The organism is Marinobacter subterrani (genome assembly GCF_001045555.1).
Classification (GTDB): domain Bacteria; phylum Pseudomonadota; class Gammaproteobacteria; order Pseudomonadales; family Oleiphilaceae; genus Marinobacter; species Marinobacter subterrani.
The window spans coordinates 400509-419101 of record NZ_LFBU01000002.1; the positions used below are offsets into that span (position 1 = coordinate 400509).

Sequence of the window (18593 nt, forward strand, 5' to 3'; positions counted from 1 at the left end):
ATAAAGCTGACACGGTCGTCCTCGGCCAGCATTGGTTTAACCCACAAATATCCGCTTCGCCAGCCCAGCGCCGCGCCAGCCCTGGATCGCCAGGGTGCTGACCAGGCCGCCAATCATGGCGCCCACCACGCCACAGGTGAGGATGTCCTGGCCGGTGAGGTAGAGCCCGGGAATGTCGGTTTTCGGTTTCAGCCAGCCCTGCTCGAAGCGTTCGGGGTTGTGGTCCAGCCCGTACAGCTCGCCCCGGCCGTAACGGCAGAACCAGGCGGTGGAGAGCGGCGTGGAGGTTTCCACGTAATCTACCTTGCCCCGAAGTTGGGGTAGCTTCTCGTACATCGCTTCCAGCAACTGGTCGGTGATTTTCTGCTTCAGCGCCTCGTAGTCGTCGCCGCGCTTGCCCCAGGTGGTGTCCTGCCAGGGCTCGAACATTTCCCAGGTGGTGGGCGCCACGATCTCGATGGTGGAGGTGCCGGGCCAGCGGTTCTGGTAATCCGGATCCTTGGCCGCCGGGAAGGAGATATACACCACCGGGAAATCCGTGTGCTCCGGGTCGTCCAGGAACTGTTGAACGTTGCCGTCGTGGTCGGCACTGGGGTAAATCCAGAAGTTGGTGCGGGGCAGCCCGAGCTGGTCCGGTGTGCCCTTCAGGCCAATATAGAGGCCGATGTGGGGCATGGACGGAATAATGTGCCGGCGCTTGCTCTGATACCCGACCTTTTTGGCCGCATCGGGCGGCAGCAGCTTTTCGAAGGTGTTGATGACCCCGGCATTGCTGATCACCAGAGGTGCCCGGATTTCCTCGCCATCGGCCATGCGTACGCCAGTCGCCTTGCCTTTCTCGACCAGGATGTTGGTCACGTCGGCGTAGGTGAAGACCTCACCGCCCGGTTCCTGAATCACCGGAATAATCGTCTTGGCAATCTCCGAGGCACCGCCGACCGGGTAAAACCCGCCATACAGGTAATGCTTGGCGATCAGGGCATGGACCATGAAGCTGGACTGTTTCGGCGTGACCCCGCAGTCGCCCCACTGGCCGGTGATGGCGCCGATCAGCTCCTGGTTATTGGTCAGCTCGCTCAGTACGTCCCAGGTGGTCTTGTTGAAACAGTCTGGCAGCGCTACGTCCAGGCCTTTGTGAACAATCGGGCTCAGGATGCCGGGCGTCAGCTTGGAGAGGGTATACCACTGCATGCCGTCAGCGACCTTGCCCAGCAGCTTCAGGTACTGGTCGATGGCGCCCTGTTCCTCCGGGAAGGCGCTGAGCAGCGAGTGGCGCAAGCCTTCATTGCCGGCGCGCAGGTTGACCACCTTGTCGCCCAGGAAGAACCGGTCGTAGTTCTCGTCCATGGGCGCCCAGGTCAGCTTGCCGTCGGTGATGTAGTCGAACAGCCGGCGGCCCAGGGTGTGGGGCGAGCCCATGTCGCCAATGTAGTGCACACCCACATCCCACTCGTAGCCGTTGCGGGCGTAGCTGTGGGTGTAGCCGCCGGCGGTGTAGTGTTGCTCAAGGACCAGGATCTTCTTGCCGGCTTTGGCCAGGCAGGCGGCGGTGGTCAGTCCGCCAATACCGGAGCCGATCACGATGGCGTCGTAGGGGCCTTTCAATCGGTTGGCCCGGTATCTTGTGCCGATTCGAATGGTGCTCGGTTTGAGTTTTTCGGAAGACGGACTGTTTACCACCGCGCTTTTCACCACCATGCTTTGCCCCACATTTCCGGATTGGCCCAGTTCTCTGGCGTGTTCCAGGCCCGTTTGTGGTTGTAAGTATCCAGATTGTAGGTGTACAGCGTGAGTGCGCCGTTATCACTTTTCAGCTCGGCATGGCGCCGGAAGCCGAGGCCGATGAAATCGGCAAAGGCCCAGTCCGGCGTTTCGCCCACCAGTACAGCGATCTGGTGTGTGCCGTAGTTTCTGAGCTGGCCGAGCAGCAACGCGCCTTCATCATGGGGCAGGTGTTCGAGGGTGTCGGTGATCAGTGCCAGGTCTGCAACCCGATCCAGAAGCAGGCTGGCGTTCGGGTCGGTGGTGTCCAGCGCGCGCACCTCCACACCCTGCTGGTGTTTCTGCCAGATCTTAGACACCTCGGTGGCCAGAGTGCCGCAGCTCAGCAGGGTGGCGGGCGAGCTGGTGTCGATGATGCGGGCCAGGGTTTCCCGCGCTGTGCTGGTGCTTCCGTTGTCCGTCACATCATTCATAGCTGTCTCGCCTGTTAGAGCAGGGGCCAGTCTGCCGCATCCACTGTGTGCAAACCTACCGGCTGTTCCGCGTGCCCGCCCCAGCGGTCGATAAACGTGCCGGTGGGGTCGTGCTGTTGGGTCTGCTTCTCGAGGTTGAATTGCCGCAGGCCTCTGGGGTCGGCCCCCACGCCCGCCAGGTACTGCCAGTTGCCGTAGTTGCTCCCCACATCATAGTCGATCAGTTGCTCTTCAAACCATGCCGCGCCATAACGCCAGTCCAGCCCCAGTTCGTTGATGAAGCAGCTGGCCACGAGTTGCCTGGCCCGGTTGCTCATGTAGCCGGTTTCCCGAAGCTGGTTCATGGCTGCATTCACGATTGGGTACTCGGTATTACCCTGGCACCAGGCCTTGAACCGATGGCCATAAAAGGTGCCGTGGCGATGCTTGTGCTGGACACCATCCCGGCGGAACAGGTTGGCACCGTGCTTAAGCGCGCACCAGTAAAAGTATTCCCGCCAGAGTAACTCGAACCAGAGCCAATAGGTGGACTCATTTTCGGTCTCACTGGCCTCGTATTCGGAAATGCTCTCCGCCGCCTCCCGGACCGAGAGACAGCCATTGGCCAGCCAGGGCGAGAGTTTTGACGAGGCATCCCAGCGATCCAGAGCGTTGCGGGTTTCCTTATAAGTGTCGATGCCGTGGTTGCCGTACAAAAATTCCCGGAGTCGCTCGAGCCCGGCGGCTTCGCCACCCATGAACTGCAAGGGGTGAAGTGGCTCCGCGATGGGCGGGCAGTCACCCCGGTTGTCTTCCGGAAAACCCGGCGGTGGGGGCAGGGCCGTGAGCGTGCGGATTCTCAGTCGCCCGGAGCAGCGTTCGCCGGTTTTCTCCACCTGCTTGCGAAACTGGGAAAAGGTATTGGGCAGGTCCCGCAGGGTCATGGGCAGGGAACCCTCGGTAAACAGGCTCAGGGTTTCGAATTGCTGGAACAGAGTCTCTGGCAGCCTGTCCTTGATCGCCCGCCACTGACTGGCCTCCCGGGTACCCGGTAACCGCGAGCGAACCACCCGGGCAACCCGGTGCGCGTGCACCAGATCCGGGATCACCGTTTCCGGCTCACCAAAGGCAATATGCAGCCTCTGCCCCAGTGGGCGCAGGCTGCGCTCCAGCGCCACCAGACTCTGCCAGAGAAAACGCCAGCGGTGATCCCCCATGGTCTTGCTCTGCAGCGGCCCCGGCGCGAACCAGCGTGGGTCCACCACGTAGACGCAGAGCAGCATGTCGGAGCGGGACGCGGCCAGTAGTGCGGCGTTGTCGTGCAGGCGAAGGTCGCGGGTGAACCAGTAAAGCGTATTCAAGATGGAAGCTCCTTGGCCTTTTGATTGTTCTCCTAGATACGCGCCGGATTCAGAAAGGATTTTGCAGAATGGTTTTGGGACAGATGGGAAGACTTCGGCAATTGTCGGATCAATGGCGTGTGTCCGTCAGTCGCCGCCCATATAGATAGACATCAGATGATTGTCATCCCTGATGTCTTTCTGTGTGCCTGCAAATTTGCGCTTCCCCCCTGCAAAGATATACACACTGTCGGCGACAGGGAGGGCTTCACGAATATTCTGCTCCACCATGATGACGCCGACGCCGCGCTCCTTCAGGCTGACAACACGCTCCATGGTTTCATGGACCAGCGCGGGGGAGAGCCCCGCTGAGGGCTCGTCAAGCATCACAAACTCAGGATCCGTGACCAGCGCCCGGGCGATGGCCACCATCATCTGCTCTCCCCCCGACAGTGAGCCCGCCGCGGTATTCCGCCGGCGCTGCAAGTTGGGGTAATCCGCAATTAGCGCTTCAATACGGTCCTCAACAACCTGTTTATTGTCCAGCGCGTACCCGCCCATTCTGAGGTTCTCCATGACGGTAAAGCGCGGAAATACACCCCCGCCCTGAGGCATCATCACAATGCCGTTGCGCACCATGGCGTGTACCGGTAACCCGGTGAGCTCGGTGTTGCCGAGTGTGATCCGTCCGGACCATGCCGGTAAAAGACCGGCAATCGCCTTCACAACAGTGGATTTGCCGCTGCCATTGGGGCCGAAAATGCAGGTTATCTGCCCCGGTCGGGCAGAGACGGAGATGTCATGCACTATCTCCTGTTTACCGTAACCGGTAACCAGGTTGTCGACGCTCAGCTCGTTGCTCATGTACGCCCCAGGTAGGCTTGTTGGACATTGCTGTCGCTGGCGATGGTTTCGAAGTCACCTTCTGCTACGACTTTGCCCTGATCCATCACCACCAGCCGGTCGCAGATTTCTTTTACCATTTCCATGTCATGTTCAATGATCAGAAACGTAATGCCAGTTTTTTGCAAGCGCTGTATGGCGCCCAGAATGATCTGACGAATGTTTGGATGCACACCGGCCGTGACCTCATCGAGCAAAATCACTTTCGGGTCGCGCATGCAGACCCGCCCGAACTCCACCAGTTTCTGCTGACCGCCTGAAAGCTCAGAGGCCAGGTTATTGACCACATGGCTGATCTCCAGCATTTCCAGAGTATCTTTCATCCTGTCACGGGCGCCTTGCCAGTCTCCCTCGACAGCGGCGGCGAGCAGGTTGTCCCTGACTGTCATGTTGATGAACAGGGAAGGAATCTGAAACGTTCTGCTGATACCGGCACGGGCGATCTTCCAGGTGGGCCAGCCAGTAACGTCGATGCCTTGTAACAGTATTTTCCCGGCATCTGGCTTCTGGCCACCTGCGGCAAGGCTGAACAGTGTCGATTTACCGCTGCCATTCGGGCCAATTACCCCAACCACTTCACCGGCGTCGGCGAACAATGAGACACCGTCAACTGCGGTAATCCCACCGAAGTGCTTGGCCACTGACTCTATCCTCAGCGGCGGATACCCTGGCTGCTCGGCACTGCGGGATGCAGGTGACATCAGAGGCCTTCTCCTAGAATTTTCTGAGAATACTGGACATCAGTTCTTTGCCGCGCTGGGGGCCCACAATAAGGCTGATCAGCCCGTTGGGCAGGAACAGAACCACCAGCGCGATAATAATGCCGAGTATGGGTAGGTATATGACGGTGTCCCCGAACGTCGACCAGATGTAACGATTGGTGATCCAGAGCAGTACGGCGCCAAGGGCCGGCCCCCAGACGGTTCCAAGGCCGCCGAGAAGCACCATGACAACCATCTGGTCCGTAATATCCGGCCCCATGACGGAATGTGGGTCAATATAGGTGGTCCAGTAGGCGTAGATGCTGCCGAAAAGTGCAGTGATAGCTGCCGAGAGCGCAAAGGACTGGACTTTGACCAGGTTCGTCCGGATGCCCAGCGACTGGGCAGCCGGTTCGTCATCGCGTAACGCCTTGATTCGGAAGCCGAAGCGCGAGCGTTCGATTAACAGCCAGACTCCGGCGAAGCTGACCACCGCTGCGATCAACATGGTGTAGTAGAAGAAAAATTCGTTGAGGTAGGCGGGCAGGGAGAGCCCGGCGGTGCCCCCGGTAAAATCCAACACCGTGGTCAGTTGCAACAGCATCTCGGCAAACGCCCAGGTCGCAATGGCAAAATAGGCGCCCCGGAGCCGCATGGTCGGCCCGCCAATAACCACCGCGACCGCCATTGACAGAATGATCGCCGGGATCAGGGTGGCAAAGAACGAGGCGCCGATATCAGACTGCATCAGGATGGCGGTGGTGTAGGCACCGATGCCGAAGAACGCCGAGTGGCCAAAGCTGATATACCCGGCATAACCCCCCACAATGTTCCAGGCACAGGCAAGGCCTGCCCACATAAGGGCGCCGGTGGCAATTCTCAGCGTGTAGGGATCAATAAAGGCCGGCAATACCGCAAGGGCGATTGCAATGGCGCCGATGAGGAGGGCCCGGACGATGAACTTTGGGGTTTGAACCGGTTTAGATGCCACGTCCCAGAACTCCTTTGGGTGCAACCAGAAGGGCGAGGTACAGGGTTCCGAAAACAATCAGTAAGGAATATCTGGCACCAATATAGGTGGCGACATAGGCCTCAAGCAGTCCAAGAGCGAGGCCCGCGACCAGAACACCGCCAACGGATCCGAGCCCGGCGAGGACAGCAACAAAAAATGCAAAGAGCGTATAGCGAACGCCTACGGAGGGGTTCACGGAATAGATGGTGGCGATCAATACCCCGGCGGCTGCGGTCAACCCGGTATAAATGCCATACACCCAGGCGGAAACCCTCTTCACGTCTACACCCATTAACCCTGCATGATCACGGTCTTGCGCCAGTGCCCTGACGGCCATGCCAAAGCGGCTCCGGTAGAGCAGAATAAACAGCCCCAGGCTGAACAGCATTGCCATGAGAAAGGCTGACAATCGCATCAAGGGAATGGTGACCGGGCCCAGGCTCAGGAACTGCCCTGATAAAACCGATTCGACACTGCGGCTGTTATAGGACCAGAGCCAGAGCGCGCCGCCCTGCATGAACAGGAATATGCCGAACGTAAAGGCGAGCGCCATCAGGTCTGGTCTGGCATATCGGCTGGTTCTGACCCGGTAAATCAGTGGCCCCATGCCCCGGCCGATAAGGAGAAAAAGCGCAAAAACCAGGAAAATGCTGATGAAAGGATCAATGCCGACAAGGGTTACCAGCCAGTAGGCGGTGTAACCACCCAGCATTGCCCAGCCTCCGACCGCAAAATCGATCACATGGAGCACACCGAAGGTGAGCTGGAATCCGATCGTGAGGCAAATCAGAATGCCGCCGATCAGTATGCCATTGACAAGTGTCTGCAGGAAAAGGTCCAACTCGGTACTCCTGGTGGACGGGGCGTTGCCTTCGCCGACGGCCTTCCGCTCAGGCTGACTGCCGGCGACTGTTTATCCGGCTTTACGTCAGGATGTGCCGTTTATTGGATAAACAAGCTCACCCTTGGACGCATTTTCCGGAGCCACTGGCACCACGTCGCCGTTCTTGAGTTGTATGACAACCGGCACAGGCTTGATATTGTTGTGGAAATGACTTCCTTCTTTGGCAAACCCTACGGGGCCATAGAAGGTTTCAATGTCGGTGTCTTCAATGGCTTTGGCGAGTTGTACCCGGGTTTCCTGATCCCATGGCGGCGCTTTGCCGAGCCGGCGTGCGGCGTCCTGCAGCACCAGGCCACTGGCTGAACACGCGGCCTCGGTGTAATCCGGCCGCGTTCCCCACCTGGAAAAGGACAGGTCGGAATAGTCACTTGCGGTTCCAAACAGATCGTCTTTGTATGGTAATCCCGCGGTCCACACGGAAACGCCGAGGACGCCTTCCGACTCGCTTCCGGTTTCATTGATGAAGGCTGCGGAGGTGACGCCATAGTGCATGATGAGCGCTTTGGGTTTGTAGTTCAGTGCCTTCGCCGTATTCACAAAATTGATAAAGACACTTTCGTGCCCCCCCACGGCCACGACGTCCGGATCAGCTGCTTTGAGCTTGGAAACAATGGCCGAAAGATCTGAGTTGGCGGGGAACAGCTCGTAGCTCAGTAACTCCAGGCCGGATTCTTCAACACCCTTGCGGAAGCCCTCCGCTGTCTCCTTGGAAAATGGCTCATCCACCCCGATCACCGATGCGGTTTTTGCCCGATCGCCGAGAGTGTCGGCTAACACCACCATGGACTTGTCAGTGGTCAGATCCACCGCCGGAATCATCCCGAAATTGAAAGGCGGTTTGGCCAGCCACACGTTTGGTGACTCGGCTGAGCCGGAAATCATCGGCACCTTGTACTTTGCGCTGATGGGTTGCACTGCGAGCGTGACGCCCGAGGTATAGGGCCCGAACAGGACGTCCACCTTGTCTTGAATGATCAGCCGTTCAGCGGCATCCGCACCGGAGGCGGGTCTTGACTGGGCATCACCATAAAACATTTCCACGGGATACCGTTTTCCTGCAATCTCGATACCTCCGAGTTTGTTGATTTCTTCGGCCCAGAGGTCATACCCCCTGCGAGTCAGGTTGCCACCAAAACGATTGGCACCGGATAGCGAGGTTACGACACCGCACCGGACCTTGTGCTCCTGTGCGTTAACGTTCAACGCGGGGAAACCAAGGGTCATTGCGCCAGTGCCGAGTATGGAATTCCTTAGAAATTTCCTGCGGGAAAATTTATCACTCATAAACCTGCTCTCCCTCAATGGGAATGGGTGCATTCAGTGCCTTGCCGTAAATGCGGTGATGCCGTGTCGAAGCCGGAAAACCAGCCGTGCAGTTATTCCAGACACATGTTTATGGTTAGTCCAGATTTCTGAGGTTTTCAAACTGGATTGGGAAATACGTTTAATCGGCGTTGGATTTTCGAGGGTCAATAACAGGGCGTGACGGATAGGCAAAAAGCCGGGATATGGAGCAACAACGCCGCCCCGGAAGGGCGGCGTTAAAGCAGGCTGGAAGAGCCAGTGGGACCTTACAACTCCTGAGCCGTCGGCCGCAGGATGATTTCGTTGATATCGACGTCCGCCGGCTGCTCGATGGCATAGACCACGGCCCGGGCCACGGCGTCGGCGTTAATGGCCACCTCGTACAGCTCGTCCGCCGCCTTTTTGGCGTCGGGGTCGGTGATGGTGCTGGTGAGCTCGGTTGCCACGGCACCCGGGGAGATATTGGTGCTGCGGATCTCATCGCCGCCTTCCATGCGCACCCCTTCAGACAGTGCTTTCACCGCGTATTTGGTGGCGCAGTAAACCGCCGCCCCGGGGAAGACCTTGTGGCCGGCGACCGACGACAGGTTGATGATGTGGCCGCTGTGCTGTTCCCGCATGGTTGGCAGTACGGCGGCAATGCCATACATCACGCCCTTGATGTTGACGTCCACCATCTGTTCCCACTCGTCCACCTTGAGGGCGTCCAGAGGTGCCAGTGGCATCAGCCCGGCATTGTTGACCAGCACATCGATCCTGCCGAAGGCCTCTTTTGCCGCGGCCGCCAGCGACTCGACCTGATTACGGTCAGTCACGTCGGTGACCTGCCAGATGGCCTCGGTGCCGCTGGCGTTCAGGTCTTCGGCCAGGGCTTTCAGGCGGTCTTCCCGGCGTGCTGCCAGCACCAGTCTGGCGCCCCGGTCGGCCAGACGGCGTGCAGTGGCTTCACCGAGACCACTGCTGGCGCCGGTAACAATCACGACTTTGCTGTTGATCGGGTCGTTGGTGTTGCTCATGGAACATTCTCCTTCGGGATTGCATGATTGCATAAATGTAATTAGACCAGTCTACTAGTAACTGGCCGAAAAAAATTTCAGCCGATGTTCAGGCACTGTCTGAAAAAGACTCTCACGAACCGCTCCATGGGTTCCGTGGACTTGAGGACCTTCGAGCGAAGAATGGCGCCTTCCCAGCCGGACAGCAGAAAACTGGCGGCGTCTGCCGGATCTATATCGGCACCGATGTCCCCGGCCTGCTGGGCGTCACGAAGGCACTGCTCGAAGCGCTTTTCCCAACTGGCAAACACCGTGTCCAGCCGTTGCCGAAAGGCTTCATTCTGCCCCGCCAGCTCCTGGCCCAGGTTGCCGATCAGGCAGCCCCGGGTGTACTGACAGCTGGTCATGGTTTCAAAGCCGGTGTCGAAGTAGGCTCGCAGGCGGTCGACGCAGGCGCGACTGGTGTCGTTGAGAATCCGATCCAGTTTGGCGTCGTATTCCTCCGCGAAAGTATCTATGACCGCCAGGCCGAAATCGTGCTTGCTGCTAAAGTAATGGTAGAACGACCCCTTTGGTACGCCGGCTGCCGTCAGCACGGCATTGATGCCCGTTGCGCCAAAGCCTTTATGGCCGATCAGGTCTGCGCCGGTGTGAATAATGTGATTGCGGGTGTCGTTCGATGTCATGTTTGCTATAGTAGACCGGTCGTCTAGAACGCGTCAAATAACCGGGGTCCGCAATAGCCGAGACTCCTAACCGATCCAGAGGAGCCTGCCAGTGATTAAATCCCGCGCCGCGGTGGCGTTTGAAGCCAACAAGCCGCTGGAAATCGTCGAAATTGATGTTGCCCCGCCGCAGGAAGGTGAGGTTCTGGTGCGCATCGTCGCCACCGGTGTTTGCCATACCGACGCCTACACGCTCTCGGGCGCCGATCCCGAAGGCCTGTTCCCGACCATCCTCGGGCACGAAGGCGGTGGTATTGTCGAGGCCGTTGGGCCGGGCGTGAAAAACTTGGAGGTCGGCGACCATGTGATTCCGCTCTACACCGCCGAATGCGGTGAGTGCAAATTCTGCAAATCGGGCAAGACCAATCTGTGCGGCGCGGTTCGCGCGACCCAGGGCAAGGGCGTGATGCCCGACGGCACCTCCCGTTTTTCCTACAAGGGCGAGCCGCTTTATCACTACATGGGCTGCTCGACCTTCTCCGAGTACACCGTCTTGCCGGAAATTTCCCTGGCCAAGATTCCTAAAGAGGCGCCGCTCGACAAGGTCTGCCTGCTGGGCTGTGGCGTTACCACCGGCATCGGTGCGGTGTTGAACACCGCCAAGGTTGAGGAAGGCGCAACGGTCGCCATTTTCGGTCTCGGGGGCATCGGCCTGGCGGCGATTATCGGGGCGAAGATGGCCAAGGCCGGTCGTATCATCGGTGTGGATATCAACCCGGGCAAGTTCGATATCGCCAAGCAACTGGGCGCCACGGATGTGGTCAATCCCAACGACTACGACAAGCCGATCCAGGAAGTGATTGTCGAGATGACCGATGGCGGTGCCGACTACACCTTCGAATGTGTCGGTAACGTGAAACTGATGCGTGCGGCGCTCGAGGCCTGTCACAAGGGCTGGGGCGAATCCACCATCATCGGCGTTGCCGGTGCCGGCGAGGAAATCAGCACCCGACCGTTCCAGCTGGTGACCGGGCGGGTCTGGCGCGGTTCAGCCTTCGGCGGTGTGAAAGGCCGTACCGAGCTGCCGGGCTATGTGGAGAAAGCCGAGAAGGGCGAGATTCCGCTGGATGTGTTTATTACCCATGAAATGCCTCTGGAAGACATCAACAAGGCGTTTGACCTGATGCATGAGGGTAAGAGTATCCGGACGGTTATTCATTTCTGATACTGTCGTCCCTTTGATTGCCACCGGAAGCATCTCGCCTCCGGTGGCTCACTCCGACGTGGTTTTGCGTCGCACTCTGCAAGGATCAACACACTTTTGCCGCACTCACGGCTTGCCACGACCGATTAATCAAACCGGTCCCAGTAAGGCGGCTCGCCGAAAAAACCGTCAATAAAGTCGATAAAGCTGCGAACCTTGCTCGCCAGCAGTTGCCGGTGGGCATACACCGCGTAGAGCGCCATGGGTTCGGGTTCATACTCCGGCAATAACATCTGCAATTTGCCTTCCTTGATGGCAGCGCCAGCGATGAAGGTGGGCTGCAAGGCTATCCCGGCGCCGGCTTTGGCTGATTCCACCAGTACGTCGCCGTTGTTGCTCACCATTTCGCCGCCGGTGCGGCGCCCTCTGGCTTGCAGCCATTTTTGCACCGATGGGCCAGTGTCCATATCCATGTAGCTGTAACGCAGGTACTGATGGTTGGCGAGGTCTTGCGGGTGCCCGGGAGTGCCATGTTGCTCAAGGTAGGTGGGCGACGCGCACAGCACAAGCCTGATCGGGGCGAGCCGTTTTGCGATCAGCGAGGAGCTTTTCAGGTGACCGATCCGCAGCGCGATATCAAACCCCTCCTCCACGATGTCGACCTTTCGGTCGTTCAGTTGAAGATCGATGCTGACGCCAGGATGCATTTTCTGGAATTCGCTCAGCAGCGGCGCCATGTGTCGGATGGCAAATGACACCGGGGCGCTTATGCGCAGCAGGCCCTGGGCCTGGGTGTGCAGGTCGTCTAGCTGGTTTTCCATGTCGTCGATGTCGTTGAGCACTTGCTGGGCGCGCTGGTGATACTGGGTGCCGGCTTCGGTCAGATGGATTTTCCGGGTGGTGCGGTTCAGCAGGCGCACGCCAAGATGCGTTTCAAGCTGGGAAACGTACTTGCTGACAAGCTGGGGCGACATCTCCAGTCGCTCGGCGGCGCGGGTAAACGTGCCTTCGTTAACAACGGTTACGAAGGCGCGCATGGCGTCGATGCGGTCCATGGGCGTGTCCTGTCCGGTGGTATTTTCTGGTTATCAATTTTTTGTTGATAATAAAGCAACAGAATCCATCTTAGTCTTTCGTTTTGGTGATAGTACAGTAGCCCCATCACCTGAGGCACTCGCTTCAGGCACACCAACGGCAAGAAGATTCGAGGTTACGATTATGAATACTCAATTCACACAGGCTTTGTTCCAATCCAATGGCGGATTTGCTGCACTGGTTCTTCGGGTTCCGGTCGGCCTGATTCTGGCCGCCCATGGTGCACAAAAACTCTTTGGCTGGTTTGGCGGTTACGGGTTGGAAGGCACCGGCCAGTGGCTGACCAGTATTGGCCTGGAGCCGGGCTACCTGATGGCCTTGCTGGCCGGTGGTGCCGAGTTCTTCGGTGGCCTGGCACTGGTACTGGGGCTGCTGACGCGCCCTGCGGCGCTGGTTGCCGCCTTCACCATGCTGGTGGCGATTTTTTCGGTACACATCAGCAACGGCCTGTTCATGTCCAACAACGGTTACGAATACGCGCTGACGCTCCTGGCAGCCACACTGGCACTGGCGGTCCAGGGTGCGGGACGGTTCTCTGTGGATGGCGTCATCCGGAAAAGCACGTAATCCGGACGGGGAAAGGTTGGCTGGCAGGACAACTGCCAGCCGGTGCAAGTGAAAGAAAAGTAATAGCGTTTATCAACCCGGGAGCAATCGCCATGAAGACAGCAACCGATGTCCTGTTCATATCCCATGGCGGCGGGCCCATGCCGCTGCTGGGTGATCCCGGGCACCGTGAAATGGTGGACCGGCTCACCGAGCTGGCGGGCAAGCTCCGCAAGCCTTCGGCGATACTGGTAGTCAGTGCCCACTGGGAGGAGTCGGTGCCGACCATCACGGCAAGCGCCAGCCCCCGGCTGATTTACGACTACTATGGCTTTCCGCCGGAATCCTACAGCATTGAGTATCCCTGCCCGGGCGAGCCTGCGCTGGCGCACCAGGTTCACGATGCGCTGGAGCAGTCCGGGATTCCCGCGCGGCTGGATGAGCAAAGGGGCTTTGACCACGGGCTGTTTGTGCCGCTGAAACTGATGTATCCGGAGGCGGATATTCCCTGCGTACAGCTGTCGCTGGTAAACAGTCTGGAGGCCGGCGCTCATCTGGCGATTGGCCGCGCCCTGCAGGCGCTGGACTACGACAACCTGCTGGTGATCGGCTCCGGTTTTTCCTTCCACAACATGCGGGAGTTCTTTGCACCGAGCACCCCTGAGGTACAGGCCCGTAACCTGGCCTTCGAGGACTGGCTGGAGAATACCTGTGCGGACCCGGCCATTGCGGAATCCGAGCGCACGGAGCGCCTGGCGCATTGGGAGCAGGCGCCCCATGCCCGGTTCTGTCATCCGAGGGAGGAGCACCTGCTTCCGCTGCACGTATGCTATGGCCTTGCGGGCAAGCCCAGTGATTCGCATATATCGGCAAACATACTCGGCAAGAAATCCGGCACGTTCTATTGGCGTGCCTGAACTGGCTATCGGTCCGTCAGCTTGAGTTCAATCCGCCGGTTCTTCTGCAGGGCCTCCGGCGACGTGCCTTCGGCGACCGGGAAGAACTCACCGAACCCGGCGGCCACCATGCGTCGCTCGGGCACTCCCTGTGCCGCCAGATAGCGCACTACCGCCACCGCGCGGGCGGTGGAAAGCTCCCAGTTGGATGGGAACTGTGGCGTGTTGATGGGCACAATGTCGGTGTGGCCGTCGACGCGCAGAATCCACTCCACGTCCTCCGGAATCTTGGCCGCCACATCCAGTAGCAACTTTGCCAGCTTGTCCAGCTCGCGCCGGCCATCCGGCCCCAATTGCGCCGAGCCTGAGGCAAACAGCAGCTCCGAGGGGAGCAGGAAGCGGTCGCCCACCACCCGGACATTTTCGTTGCTGGCCAGGATGTCCCGCAGCCGGGCAAAGAATTCGGACTGGTATTTCTCGAGCTGGTTAACGCGCTCGGCAAGCAATGTGTTGAGGCGCCGGCTGACATTTGCCAGCGCCTCTGCCTTGTCGGCGGTCGCTTCTTTCTGGAGTTTCAATGCTGCGGTGATCTGCTCCAGTTGAGCCCGGAGCGAGGCAATCTGGTTGGAGAGCCGGAGAATCATGTTTTGCTGGCTGGTGGATAGCTCCTTTTTCTCATCCAGCGCCTGGTCCATGTTTTGCAACTGCTCCGCCTGCGCCTGGGCGGTGGCGGTTTGCTGCATCAGCTGTTCGCGGGTGCTCTCGAGCCGGTCCAGGCTGGCGCTGTAGGCATCCTGCACGGTCGCCATTTCCTGTTCCAGAGCCTGGGTTTTGCTCTGCTCAAGGCCCAGCAATTCGGAAATCTCTGACAGCCGCTGGTTCAGCCGGGCCAGTTCCGAGTTGCGGTCCGACAGGGTCTGCGACAGGTAGAGCTGGCTTACCACATACACCAGCAGCATGAAGATGATCAGCATCAGCAGGGCTGACAGGGCATCCACATAGCCTGGCCAGACGTTGACGTTACTGCGGGTGCGACGCCGGGAACCGATCATGTCAGTTCTTTCTCGGCATCAACCCGGTCAACCAGGTTGGTCACGCTGGTCAGCCACTCCTCGAGCCCGTCGTAGAACCGGTTCTGGGCGTGGCCGGCCTGGATGTCCAGAAATCCGAGAATCAGTGAGCCGCCAAGCCCTAGCAGTGAGGAGCTGAACGCCGTGCCCATGCCCTGCAGCGGGCTCAGCAGACCGGCCTGCAAATCTGCGAACACCTTGCCAAAATCCCCCTGGCCCATATCCAGATTGGTGATTACCTCGCCAACCGCGTTGATGGTGCCCAGCAGCCCCCAGAAGGTGCCCAGCAGCCCCAGGAAAATCAGCAGGCTGATAAAGTAGCGGGTGATTTCCCGTTGTTCATCCATGCGCGAGTGAATGCCATCCAGCACGGTGCGCAGGGACAGGGTCGACAGGGTAAACCGATCCCGCTTGGCCTCCTCGCCCAGCTGCCGGGCCAGAGGTTTGAGCAGGCGCGGCTCCTGCAGCACCGACAGGCCGGCGTTGCCTGTGCGGAACTGGGAAATCCAGCGCATTTCCGGGAACAGAACGAAAACCTGCCGGTAGGTAAGCCCGATGCCAATGAGCAAAACAAAGACAATCAACAGGTTGAAGACCCAGTTGGCCATAAAGGCCTTGACCAGCGGCGCGTGAATCAGCACGCCGACCACGGCCACCACGGCCAGAAAAAGGGTCATCCAGAATAGGGTGTGTTTGGGATTGCTCATGAGCGCAGCCTTTGGTTTGAGTCTCGGAAAACCATAGCACAGGAGAAGCGACCTGGCGGATTACGGATCCCGGGCAGGGGCTAGGTTGGTTGTTGATTGATCACCGCGTTTTATATAAAGTAAACGAGTTCACAATAAATACAACGGAGCACATCATGTTCTGTCAGTCATTAGCCGTTGCCCGGGTCTTTCATGGGGCTCATCCGGAAGATGTGTCGGCCTTTGTAAATCGCCATATTGGTCGCCACAGTCTGGAGTTACTGGGGGAAGAAAACCGGGCTTCGAGCCTGAGTTTTCGCGAATTTGCCGGTTTCGGATTGTCTGAAGTCAGCTATGGCAACCATGTGCGGGTGAAAAGCCCGGCTCTGGAGGCGGTTTACCATCTTCAGATTGTCACTCGTGGGCAGTGTCTCTGGCAGAATCGGAATGACCGCCTTATGATTCGCCGGGGGCAGGCCTTGATGGTGAATCCCGACGAGCAGATTGATCTCGAATACTCGACGGATTGCGAGAAGCTGATTATCAAAATACCGGAGCCGGTGCTAAATAGCGCCCGCGCTGCAACGACCGGCCGGATTCCCGATGACGGCATCCGGTTTGTCAGAAGTCCCGTTGACCTGCGCCTTTGCCCGGCGTTGACCAACATTCTGGGGGCGGTCTTCTCGGAGCTCGAGGAGTGCGGAAACAACGACGTCTCCCTGGTGTCCGGGCCCTATCGGGAAATCATCCTGAAAAAGCTGTTGACTGTGTTTCCCTCGAACTGGAGCGAAACCGATCCGGCGCTGACAAAAACGCCAGCCATGGACAGGATCATCCGTTATATCGATGAAAACCTGAAGCGGGACATCGGGATGGAGGAGCTCTCCGGCATTTCCAACATGAGCATCCGGTCGATCTACAATGCCTTTGCGCGGGCCTTTGACACCACGCCCAAGTGCTATGTCAAACACCGGAAGCTGCGTCAGTTGCGGGAAGACCTGCAGGCCGGCCAGTACCGGAATGTCACCGAGATTGCGCTGGACTACGGCTTCAGCCACCTTGGCCGGTTCTCGTCCGATTACCGGAAGTTATTCGGCGAGCTGCCGTCTGAAACCCTGCGAATGGCCGGTTGATTGCCGGCCTGATACCGGCTTCTGCTCCCCGCAGATTTGCTGGGTGACCCGGCGAGCGCAGTCCTGTACCTGGCGAAACAGTTCGGAGCCTTCACTGATATCGGTATCCCGGTCCATGCCTAGCAGGGTGATGATGGTGACGATGCTTCCGTTGATATCAAAGACCGGCATGCTCAACACATTGATCTCCGGCAGGTAGTCACTGAAGAACGCGCAGTACCCTGTTTCCCGGATCATCTCCAGGTGGCCGCCGAGCTCCTCGCGCGTGATCGGCTTGCCTTGGTGCTTGGGCAACACGCGGGCCTGTTTGTAGTGCTGGTCAATCAGTTGCCGGCGCCGCTTGGCCGGCAGGCTGGCGAGGTAGATGCGGCCGGACGCGGAATTCAGCGGCGACAGCTCCGCACCCAGGCGAACGTTCACGGAAATGGGTTGGCTGGAGTCCAGCCATTTGATGATCAGCGGGCCATTGCCATTCCAGACCGTGACCGACACGGTTTTGTCGGTTTCCTCGTTCAGCCGGTCCACCGCCTCGTAGGAAAGCTGGATCGGGTTGATCCGTCGCAGAGCGGAGATGCCCAGGGTGAGGCTGGAATTGCCCAGGGTGTACTGGGTGTGGTTGACCTGGTTGATGAAGCCTTCCCGAAGCAGGCTGACCAGATACTTATGGGCACGGCTGGGAGAAAGGTCCAGCGCCGATGACAGCTCCTTGAGCGTGGGTGGCCGGGGCGCGGTCGATATATAGTTCAGAATGTGCAGGCCGATTTCCAGTGAACCGATGCCCTGACGCTTGGGGCTTTCTTCTGCCATGGAGGTCGCCGTAATCAGGTTGCTGATGGTGCCGTTGCTGGCGGTGATGCAGAGGCCACCGGAATCGGTGGTCTCTGACTTCGTCTCAGGCAAGGTTATCAAATCCGTGTGCTCGAATCAGAACGCGTATTTTGCCATAACTTCAACTTGCTGACCTCGCGGTAACAGCGGGCCAAACGCCAGGCTGTACTTGCGCCACTCCACACCAATTTCCAGATCCGGAGTCACGCTGTGGATCAGGTTGACTCGATGGGCCTCGTAGTTGGTGTCCGCAGTGTCGTCCACTTCAACCGCCGTATAGGCCACATTGGCTCGCCAGTCACTGGTAATAACATAGCGGAATCCAATGTCAAAACCGGTCTGGCTGACAGCCTCGCCATTCTCGACATCCGGTGACGACAGGCTGTTGTTCACGCCCACCCCGGTAAAGGCGCCCAGACCCTCGCCATAGTGGGCGTTCAGGTTGAGGCTGTGCGGCCCGATCATGAATTTCGAGCCAATGGCGCCACCGGCGACAAAATCACCGTTTGCCACTTCGCGCCCGGAGGCGGTGAGGATCACGCGATGACCACCGTCGAAGTTCAGGTTGTAGTTGACGGCCAGGTCCGGAATGTCGGCATCGTTATTAACGGGATCCTGAGCCGTGACGCGGAAGCCGGCGATTTCGTGGCTGATCAGGTTGGTGCGGAAGTTGAAGCCGCCCAGCGTGCCTCGGGGACCGCCCAGGAAGTCCAGGTAATCGTGGTAGGCCACCGCCCAGAACTGACCGGTCCAGGTTTGCCCGACCGTGGTCTTGTCAACCTTGATGAACGCATGGCGCAATCGAAGATCGTTGTTTTCGCCCGGGTAGGTGCCACCGTAGAAGTCACCTTCCACAAAGCCCACGATGGTATGGCCCTGCTTCTGGGTAACGGTTTTGAGGTTAACGCGGGACTGGCTCGAGCGACCAAAAATGCGGGAGTCGCCGTCGTCCGGCTTTTCGTAAATTCCTTCGGCCTTGAAGTAACCGCCAATGCTGAAGGCCGTGTCGTTGAAGGTGCCGAGTTCGAGCGCGTGGGCGGCGGGTGCCGCACTGAGGCCGGAAGTAATGGCCAACGCCAGCAGTGAGTGTTGATAGTTCATGTGCCTTCTCCTTGTTGTTGGGCACCTGAACTATC

General features: G+C 58.8%; 19 protein-coding genes. 4 read left to right on the forward strand and 15 right to left on the reverse strand.

Going from position 1 to position 18593, the window contains the following annotated elements; translation table 11 throughout:
- Window positions 1–36: 36 nt before the first annotated feature.
- The 10 genes from msub_RS17695 to msub_RS17740 all read right to left on the reverse strand — a co-directional run bounded on the left by msub_RS17695 (window position 37) and on the right by msub_RS17740 (window position 10020).
- The gene (locus msub_RS17695; protein WP_048497464.1) at window positions 37–1698 is read right to left on the reverse strand and encodes a phytoene desaturase family protein; all 1662 of its coding nucleotides are present in this window, start codon (window positions 1696–1698) and stop codon (window positions 37–39) included.
- On the reverse strand, window positions 1689–2195 hold the full coding sequence (locus msub_RS17700; RefSeq protein WP_048497465.1) for a DUF6231 family protein: 507 nt from the start codon (window positions 2193–2195) through the stop codon (window positions 1689–1691). The genes msub_RS17695 and msub_RS17700 overlap by 10 nt, the downstream gene beginning before the upstream one ends.
- Window positions 2196–2209: 14 nt before the next feature.
- Window positions 2210–3535: a DASH family cryptochrome gene (locus tag msub_RS17705; RefSeq protein ID WP_048497466.1), complete on the reverse strand. Its 1326-nt coding sequence runs from the start codon at window positions 3533–3535 to the stop codon at window positions 2210–2212.
- A 126-nt stretch (window positions 3536–3661) separates the two neighbouring features.
- Entirely contained in the window at window positions 3662–4378 is a 717-nt protein-coding gene (locus tag msub_RS17710; RefSeq protein ID WP_048497467.1) for an ABC transporter ATP-binding protein, read from the reverse strand.
- Window positions 4375–5118 (reverse strand): ABC transporter ATP-binding protein, encoded by a 744-nt coding sequence (locus tag msub_RS17715; RefSeq protein WP_048497468.1) that lies wholly within the window; start codon window positions 5116–5118, stop codon window positions 4375–4377. Before msub_RS17715 ends, msub_RS17710 begins: the two co-directional genes overlap by 4 nt.
- 13 nt (window positions 5119–5131) lie before the next feature.
- Window positions 5132–6109 carry a branched-chain amino acid ABC transporter permease gene (locus tag msub_RS17720; RefSeq protein WP_053077983.1) on the reverse strand — a complete coding sequence of 326 codons (978 nt, stop codon included), beginning with the start codon at window positions 6107–6109 and terminating at the stop codon, window positions 5132–5134.
- The gene (locus msub_RS17725) at window positions 6099–6971 is read right to left on the reverse strand and encodes a branched-chain amino acid ABC transporter permease (RefSeq protein ID WP_048497469.1); all 873 of its coding nucleotides are present in this window, start codon (window positions 6969–6971) and stop codon (window positions 6099–6101) included. The genes msub_RS17720 and msub_RS17725 overlap by 11 nt, the downstream gene beginning before the upstream one ends.
- Before the next feature lie 87 nt (window positions 6972–7058).
- Entirely contained in the window at window positions 7059–8318 is a 1260-nt protein-coding gene (locus msub_RS17730; RefSeq protein ID WP_048497470.1) for an amino acid ABC transporter substrate-binding protein, read from the reverse strand.
- Window positions 8319–8605: 287 nt separating this feature from the next.
- Window positions 8606–9355, reverse strand: a complete 750-nt coding sequence (locus msub_RS17735; RefSeq protein WP_048497471.1) for an SDR family oxidoreductase — start codon at window positions 9353–9355, stop codon at window positions 8606–8608.
- 77 nt (window positions 9356–9432) lie between these two features.
- The gene (locus tag msub_RS17740; protein ID WP_048497472.1) at window positions 9433–10020 is read right to left on the reverse strand and encodes a TetR/AcrR family transcriptional regulator; all 588 of its coding nucleotides are present in this window, start codon (window positions 10018–10020) and stop codon (window positions 9433–9435) included.
- Window positions 10021–10111: 91 nt separating this feature from the next.
- On the opposite strand from msub_RS17740, the gene msub_RS17745 reads away from it, so the two are divergent.
- Window positions 10112–11224 (forward strand): S-(hydroxymethyl)glutathione dehydrogenase/class III alcohol dehydrogenase, encoded by a 1113-nt coding sequence (locus tag msub_RS17745; RefSeq protein ID WP_048497473.1) that lies wholly within the window; start codon window positions 10112–10114, stop codon window positions 11222–11224.
- A 125-nt stretch (window positions 11225–11349) separates the two neighbouring features.
- Here the strand turns inward: msub_RS17745 and msub_RS17750 are convergent, their stop codons facing one another.
- A complete protein-coding gene (locus msub_RS17750; RefSeq protein ID WP_048497474.1) occupies window positions 11350–12258 on the reverse strand; it encodes a LysR family transcriptional regulator in 909 nt (302 codons plus the stop codon).
- Window positions 12259–12421: 163 nt separating this feature from the next.
- Here msub_RS17750 and msub_RS17755 point away from each other — a divergent pair, with 163 nt between their 5' ends.
- Both msub_RS17755 and msub_RS17760 read left to right on the forward strand, forming a co-directional pair.
- Entirely contained in the window at window positions 12422–12865 is a 444-nt protein-coding gene (locus tag msub_RS17755; protein WP_048497475.1) for a DoxX family protein, read from the forward strand.
- 92 nt (window positions 12866–12957) lie between these two features.
- A complete protein-coding gene (locus msub_RS17760; protein WP_048497476.1) occupies window positions 12958–13761 on the forward strand; it encodes a DODA-type extradiol aromatic ring-opening family dioxygenase in 804 nt (267 codons plus the stop codon).
- Between the two features lie 5 nt (window positions 13762–13766).
- Here msub_RS17760 and msub_RS17765 read toward each other — a convergent pair whose 3' ends face one another.
- Complete coding sequence (locus tag msub_RS17765) at window positions 13767–14792, reverse strand: peptidoglycan -binding protein (RefSeq protein ID WP_048497477.1); 1026 nt, start codon at window positions 14790–14792, stop codon at window positions 13767–13769.
- Entirely contained in the window at window positions 14789–15517 is a 729-nt protein-coding gene (locus msub_RS17770; RefSeq protein WP_048497478.1) for a hypothetical protein, read from the reverse strand. Before msub_RS17770 ends, msub_RS17765 begins: the two co-directional genes overlap by 4 nt.
- A 155-nt stretch (window positions 15518–15672) precedes the next feature.
- On the opposite strand from msub_RS17770, the gene msub_RS17775 reads away from it, so the two are divergent.
- A complete protein-coding gene (locus tag msub_RS17775; protein ID WP_048497479.1) occupies window positions 15673–16629 on the forward strand; it encodes an AraC family transcriptional regulator in 957 nt (318 codons plus the stop codon).
- Here msub_RS17775 and msub_RS17780 read toward each other — a convergent pair.
- Together msub_RS17780 and msub_RS17785 are read right to left on the reverse strand one after the other, a co-directional pair.
- Complete coding sequence (locus tag msub_RS17780) at window positions 16585–17529, reverse strand: IclR family transcriptional regulator (RefSeq protein ID WP_227506845.1); 945 nt, start codon at window positions 17527–17529, stop codon at window positions 16585–16587. The genes msub_RS17775 and msub_RS17780 overlap by 45 nt on opposite strands.
- Window positions 17530–17553: 24 nt before the next feature.
- Complete coding sequence (locus msub_RS17785) at window positions 17554–18558, reverse strand: hypothetical protein (protein WP_048497480.1); 1005 nt, start codon at window positions 18556–18558, stop codon at window positions 17554–17556.
- Window positions 18559–18593: the final 35 nt, after the last annotated feature.